5 protein-coding genes are annotated in these 6,374 nt (G+C 60.3%); 4 read left to right on the plus strand and 1 reads right to left on the minus strand.

Going from position 1 to position 6,374, the window contains the following annotated elements:
• Positions 1 to 105: 105 nt before the first annotated feature.
• The 3 genes from AC3WMT_RS16810 (at position 106) to AC3WMT_RS16820 (ending at position 4,813) form a co-directional block, all read left to right on the plus strand.
• Positions 106 to 1,866, plus strand: a complete 1,761-nt coding sequence (locus tag AC3WMT_RS16810) for an ATP-binding protein (RefSeq protein ID WP_103306417.1) — start codon at positions 106 to 108, stop codon at positions 1,864 to 1,866.
• Positions 1,866 to 3,197: a sigma-54-dependent transcriptional regulator gene (locus AC3WMT_RS16815; RefSeq protein WP_103306416.1), complete on the plus strand. Its 1,332-nt coding sequence runs from the start codon at positions 1,866 to 1,868 to the stop codon at positions 3,195 to 3,197. The genes AC3WMT_RS16810 and AC3WMT_RS16815 overlap by 1 nt, the downstream gene beginning before the upstream one ends.
• 296 nt (positions 3,198 to 3,493) lie before the next feature.
• Positions 3,494 to 4,813 carry an MFS transporter gene (locus tag AC3WMT_RS16820; protein WP_103306415.1) on the plus strand — a complete coding sequence of 440 codons (1,320 nt, stop codon included), beginning with the start codon at positions 3,494 to 3,496 and terminating at the stop codon, positions 4,811 to 4,813.
• A 77-nt stretch (positions 4,814 to 4,890) separates the two neighbouring features.
• Here the strand turns inward: AC3WMT_RS16820 and AC3WMT_RS16825 are convergent, their stop codons facing one another.
• Complete coding sequence (locus AC3WMT_RS16825) at positions 4,891 to 5,646, minus strand: COG4705 family protein (RefSeq protein ID WP_103306414.1); 756 nt, start codon at positions 5,644 to 5,646, stop codon at positions 4,891 to 4,893.
• A 341-nt stretch (positions 5,647 to 5,987) separates the two neighbouring features.
• On the opposite strand from AC3WMT_RS16825, the gene AC3WMT_RS16830 reads away from it, so the two are divergent.
• On the plus strand, positions 5,988 to 6,242 hold the full coding sequence (locus AC3WMT_RS16830; protein ID WP_103306413.1) for a hypothetical protein: 255 nt from the start codon (positions 5,988 to 5,990) through the stop codon (positions 6,240 to 6,242).
• Positions 6,243 to 6,374: the final 132 nt, after the last annotated feature.

Below are 6,374 nucleotides of genomic sequence, written 5' to 3' on the forward strand. Positions count from 1 at the left end.
ATGACAAACGGTTGCCAAATGGCAGAACTGCCGAGTCGAGCATGCGTGGGAGACTCCGCCCGCCCATGCTATCGTGCCCGCCCGAACTGCCACCGTTAACCCAGCATGCTGCCGACTTCCCGTACCTTGCGTCTGTCGTTGTATACCCTGCTGATCATCGCCGGTGCGGCTGTGGCCGCCACGCTTGCCATTCGCCACGCCGAACGTCAGGCGCTGGAAGAAGACGCGGCCCGCGCCAACCAGCAACTGGCGCTCTATGCCAATTCGTTGCACACCCTGATCGACCGCTATCGCGCCCTCCCCGCCGTACTGGCGCTGGACCCGCAATTGCGTTCGGCGCTGACAGGTCCGGTCGACGCCGAACAACAGAACGCACTCAATCTGAAACTGGAAAAGATCAACGGCGCAGCGCAGTCCTCGACCCTTGAACTGCTCGATCACAGCGGCCTTGCGGTGGCCGCGAGCAACTGGCGTCTGCCGAGCAGTTATGTCGGCCACAATTATGGTTTTCGCCCCTATTTCAGCCAGACCCGCACCCAGGGCACCGGGCGTTTTTACGCGGTGGGTGTGACCAGCGGGATTCCCGGCTACTTCCTCTCCAGTGCGGTGCTGGGCGACAACGAGCAGTTCCTCGGGGCAATGGTGGTCAAGCTGGAATTCCCCGAGCTGGAACGCGAATGGAGCCAGGGCAACGACACCCTGCTGGTCAGCGATGCGCGCGGAATCATCTTCATTGCCAACCAGCCCGGCTGGCGTTATCGCGCCTTGCGGCCGCTGACCGCCAGCGACATGGCCGAGATCAAAGCCACCCGCCAGTACGACAAACAGTCGCTGGTGCAACTGACTCATTTGTCCCTGCGCAGCTTCGACGACAACAGCGATCTGCGCCGCGTCGAAGGCCCGCAAGGTACGGCGGATTATCTGTGGGAGTCGCTGCCACTGACGGCCGAAGGCTGGACGCTGCATCTGTTGCGCCGTCCGCAAGTGGCCTTCGAGGACCTGCGTAACGCCGGGCTCGCGGCTGCCGGCGTGTGGCTGGCGCTGGTGTTTCTGCTGCTGTTTCTCAATCAGCGCTGGCGCCTGTCGAAAGTCCGCCAGCGCAACCGCGAAGAACTGGAGCGGCTGGTCGAGGAACGCACCCGCGATCTGCGCACCGCGCAGGATGGCCTGGTGCAGTCGGCGAAACTCGCCGCCCTCGGGCAGATGTCCGCCGCCCTCGCCCATGAAATCAACCAACCGCTGACGGCTCAACGCATGCAACTGGCGACGCTGCGGCTGCTGCTCGAGCATGGCCGCGTCGATGATGCCTACAAGGCGCTGAAACCGGTGGACGACATGCTCACGCGCATGGCCGCCCTCACCGGCCACCTGAAAACCTTCGCCCGCAAGAGCCCCGGCGGTTTGCGCGAACGCCTGGATCTGGCGACAGTGGTTGATCAATCTCTGCACTTGCTCGACGCGCGCCTGCATGACGAACAGGTCAGTCTGGTGCTGCACCTGACCCGTCCGGCGTGGGTGCGCGGCGATGCAATCCGCCTGGAACAGGTGCTGATCAACCTGCTGCGCAACGCCCTCGATGCCATGCAGGGCACACCGTGCAAACGTCTGGAAATCCGTCTGGAAGCCGACGAGCAACTGTGGCGCCTGAGTGTCAGCGACAATGGCGGCGGCATCCCCGACGAACATCTGGGCCAGGTGTTCGATCCGTTCTTCACCACCAAGCCTGTGGGCGATGGCCTGGGGCTGGGGCTGGCGGTTTCGTTCGCCATCGTGCATGAATCAGGCGGACGCCTGAGTGTGGAAAATGGCGCGAGCGGCGCGGTGTTCACCCTGACCTTGCCGATTGATCTGGAGGCGCATATCTGATGCTCAACTCGGTGATGGTGGTCGATGACGAAAGCAGCATTCGCAATGCGGTCGAGCAATGGCTGAGCCTCTCGGGTTTCGAGGTGCAGCTGTTCAGCCGTGCCGAAGAATGCCTTGCCGCCCTGCCCGCGCACTTTGCCGGGGTAATCCTCAGCGACGTGCGCATGCCCGGCCTCAGTGGTCTGCAACTGCTGGCCGAAGTGCAGCGCCGCGAGGCCGACTTGCCGGTAATTCTGCTCACCGGGCACGGCGATGTGCCGATGGCGGTCGAAGCCATGCGCGACGGCGCCTACGACTTTCTGGAAAAACCGTTCAGCCCGCAAACCCTGCTCGGCAGCTTGCGCCGGGCCCTGGAAAAACGCCGGCTGGTCCTGGAAAACCGCGCCCTGCACGAGCAGGCCGACAACCGCGCGAAACTCGATGCGACGCTGCTCGGCGTGTCCCGTGGCATGCAGACCTTGCGCCGGCAGGTGCTGGATCTGGCGGCGTTGCCGGTCAACGTGCTGATCCGTGGCGAAACCGGCAGCGGCAAGGAACTGGTTGCCCGTTGCCTGCATGATTTCGGGTCACGGGCGGACAAGCCGTTTGTGGCGCTGAACTGCGCTGCGATTCCTGAACAATTGTTTGAAGCCGAACTGTTCGGCCATGAGAGCGGCGCGTTTACCGGCGCCTCCGGCAAGCGCATCGGCAAACTGGAATACGCCGATGGCGGCACGCTGTTTCTCGATGAGATCGAAAGCATGCCGTTGGCCCAGCAAGTAAAACTGTTGCGAGTGTTGCAGGAGCAGAAACTCGAACGCCTGGGCTCGAACCAGAGCATTCGCGTTGACTTGCGCATCGTCGCTGCGACCAAACCCGATCTGCTCGACGAAGCGCGGGCCGGGCGTTTTCGCGAAGATCTGGCGTATCGTTTGAACGTTGCCGAACTGCGGCTGCCACCGTTGCGGGATCGCCGTGAGGACATTCCGTTGTTGTTCGAATCGTTCGCCCAGAGTGCGGCGCAGCGTCTGGGGCGTAATTTTCCACCGTTGACTGGCGGCCAGTTGAGCCACCTGCTCAGCCACGACTGGCCGGGCAATGTGCGCGAACTGGCGAACGTTGCCGAACGCCAGGTGCTGGGGCTTGATGAGCCGGCGCCGGGGATTGACCCGGGCCAGTCGCTGGCGGCGCAGCAGGAAGCGTTTGAAGCGCAGTGTTTGCGCGCGGCACTGACCCGGCACAAGGGCGATGTGAAAGCGGTGCTTGAAGAGTTGCAACTGCCGCGCCGGACCTTCAATGAAAAGATGCAGCGGCATGGGTTGAGTCGGGAGATGTTTGTTCCAGGCAACTGATTTTTGCAGTATTGATCATTCCCACGCTCCGCGTGGGAATGCAGCCTGGGACGCTCTGCGTCCCCTCTAGAGCCGAACGCGGAGCGTCCGTTGAGGCATTCCCACGCAGAGCGTGGGAACGATCGAAGTAAGCGATATTTCGCTCATAGACACTCTGCGATAAGCGGATTTCCGCTCAGTCAATTCCGCTGCCCCCTCTAAAACGCCCCTCTCCCCGTTGGCACACCTCCTGCTATAGCCCCAGCAGGCTGCGTTCCCACGCGCTCCACAAAAACAATTAAACGAAGGATCCTTCAATGGATAACTCCAACGCCCTGCCACTTGGGTCGGCTGCCGTGCCGGCCAAAGAAAGAACCACCGCCAGCCGGATCAAATCGATCTTCAGCGGTTCCGTCGGCAACATGGTCGAGTGGTACGACTGGTATGTGTATGCCGCCTTCTCGCTGTACTTCGCCAAGACATTCTTCCCCGCCGGCTCCTCCACCGCACAATTGATGAACACCGCTGCGATCTTCGCCGTGGGCTTCCTGATGCGCCCGATCGGTGGCTGGCTGATGGGCCTGTACGCAGACAAGGTCGGTCGCAAGAAAGCCTTGATGGCCTCGGTCTACCTGATGTGCTTCGGCTCGCTGCTGATCGCCCTCAGCCCGAACTACGAGACCATCGGCATCGGCGCGCCGATCCTGCTGGTGTTCGCCCGTCTGCTGCAAGGCTTGTCGGTCGGCGGCGAGTACGGGACTTCGGCCACCTATCTCTCGGAGATGGCGACCAAGGAACGTCGCGGCTTCTTCTCCAGCTTCCAGTACGTGACCCTCATCTCCGGTCAGCTCATCGCGCTGGGCGTACTGATCGTGCTGCAGAACGTGCTGACCACTGAACAGCTGTATGCATGGGGCTGGCGTATCCCGTTCGCCATCGGCGCACTGTGCGCAGTGGTGGCGCTGTACCTGCGTCGCGGCATGGAAGAAACCGAGTCGTTCACCAAGAAAGAAAAGTCCAAGGAAAGCGCCATGCGCACCTTGATGCGTCACCCCAAAGAGCTGTTGACCGTGGTCGGCCTGACCATGGGCGGCACCCTGGCGTTCTATACCTACACCACCTACATGCAGAAGTACCTGGTGAACACCGTCGGCATGAGCATCTCCGACTCGACCACCATTTCTGCCGCCACGCTGTTTCTGTTCATGTGCCTGCAACCGATCATCGGCGGCCTGTCGGACAAGATCGGTCGTCGCCCGATCCTGATCGCTTTCGGCGTGCTGGGGACGATTTTCACCGTGCCGATCCTGATGACCCTGCACACCATCCAGACCTGGTGGGGCGCGTTCTTCCTGATCATGGCGGCGCTGATCATTGTCAGCGGCTACACCTCGATCAACGCGGTGGTGAAGGCCGAACTGTTCCCGACTGAAATCCGCGCACTGGGCGTCGGCCTGCCGTATGCACTGACCGTGTCGATCTTCGGCGGTACTGCCGAATACATCGCGCTGTGGTTCAAGAGCATTGGCATGGAAACCGGTTATTACTGGTACGTGACGGCGTGTATTGCCGTGTCGCTGCTGGTGTACGTGACCATGAAGGACACCCAGAAACATTCGCGCATTGTCACTGACTGATCGGGTTTCGGCAGCCACTGCAAGGGTGGCTGTCATGGCCTCATCGCTGGCAAGCCAGCGAATGAGGCAACCCGGTATCAAGTCAACTCGGCAACCTGCTGCTTGCCATAGCGCTTCTGCGCATACGATGCACCCACAATCATCACTAGCAGAATCCCCGCCAGCACCGCCGACGAACCGATGGTGCCGAAGTCCAGCCCGCCCTTCTCATGGGGCTTGGTCATCAAGTCACCCAAGGTCGCACCGAACGGCCGGGTCAACACGAATGCCACCCAGAACAACACCACTGTGGAAATCTTCGTGAAGTACTTGAGCAGCACGACCACCGCGATGGTCGAGCCGATCAGCAAAGCACCACCGGCAAACCCCAGCCCCGAATCATCGGCCAGGTAATCGCCGAGCGCTGTACCGAGGGTGTTAGAGAACAGAATCGCCATCCAGTAAAACATCTCGCCGCGAAAGCTCTGCACCTTGCTGACGTTGAGCGAATCACCGCTCAGGCGCCACGCCGTAAAGATCGCCAGCAGAATTGCAATCAGGATCATCGAGCCCGTTGCATACCCTAGCTCCAGCGTGCGGTCCATGAAATCAGACATCGTGGTGCCGGCGGTGCTGGTGGACAAAATCACGATCCAGTACAGCAGCGGCTTGTAGGTCTTGGCCATCAATTGGCTGATCAGCGTCAGGACGAACACGCTGATCAGAATCAGCGAACTGATGGCGTAGCCAACGTTGAGCGTCATCGACAGCAAATCCCCCGCAGTTTCCCCCAGGGTCGTCGCGCAGATTTTCATGACCCAGAAGGCCAAGGTGATTTGAGGAAGTTTATTCATCGCAGGGAACGCTCCAGTGTGTGACGGCCGGTTCTTGGTTTTCTGGCCGTGGGCAGACTGGCGTTGCGCGCGTGAAAAAGCGGTCGGGAATCTATGAAAAATCTGTCACACAACGAAAACAGCGATTAATCAGCGGTTAATGCTGAGCTTTCATCCTGTGCTCACCTGATCGATTACCTGCGCGACGTTCGCTCCTGATGATGGAAGCCTTTCAATGCGTCGCTCTTAATATCTATTTAATCGATGGTTTTTAGCATTATTTTGCGCTTTTTAATCAATATAGTTGGCGTAGCATGAACCCCATGCAAGACACACCCGCCAACGAATCCGGAGTAACGAACATGAAAACCAAACTGATCCTCGCGCTGACCCTGTCTGTACTGGCTGCCAACACTTTTGCTGCCGACGGTTTCGACCGCACGGGCTCCGCGGTGGCTGCCGATGGCTATGATCGCACTCAATCGGCCACGGTCGCCGAAGACGGCTTCGACCGCACCGGTTCCGCCACCTTCGCTGAGGACGGTTATGACCGTACCGGCTCGGCCACTTTCGCAGCTGACGGTTACGACCGCACCCAATCCGCTGCCATCAGCTGATTGCAGTTGTAAAGCGCACAGCCCGGCTTCGGCCGGGCTTAGTCATTTCTGGGGGAATGATATTTTTTAGCTCAGCACAAAGACCTGTGGGAGCTGGCTTGCCAGCGATGACTGACTTCAGAACGCTGGAAA

The sequence above is a fragment of the Pseudomonas sp. FW305-7 genome (genome assembly GCF_058786735.1).